The following is a 280-nucleotide window of genomic DNA, read 5'->3' as shown; positions in this document are numbered from 1 at the left end:
CCGAGCGCGACCGAGGCGGCGAGCGTCAGCCACAGCGCCTGGTAGCCAAAGGCGGCGGTCAGGATCATGGTGTGGCCGCAAAAGGCGAACAGCGCGCCATAGGCAAGGTTGGTGCGGTGCAGGATGCCGTTGGTCAGCACATAGCCGAAGGCGAGCAGGGCATAGAGCGCGCCGGAATGCAGCCCGTTGAGCACCTGCTGATAGAAATAGGCATCGAGCATCCCCGGGCCGTGCGACCTGGACCCGTTGGGAAGGTTGCACCCGGAATCTAACTTGTCAA

General features: G+C 63.6%; 1 pseudogene. It reads right to left on the bottom strand.

The window, feature by feature from the left end:
• Positions 1-221: pseudogene (locus tag EN869_RS34120) on the bottom strand (branched-chain amino acid ABC transporter permease); the annotation flags it as partial.
• Positions 222-280 lie beyond the last annotated feature (59 nt).

This window comes from Mesorhizobium sp. M2D.F.Ca.ET.226.01.1.1 (genome assembly GCF_004022705.2).
Lineage (GTDB): Bacteria > Pseudomonadota > Alphaproteobacteria > Rhizobiales > Rhizobiaceae > Mesorhizobium.
Note: the sequence above shows the minus strand (reverse complement) of the source record. Positions and strands in the feature narration are given on the sequence as shown.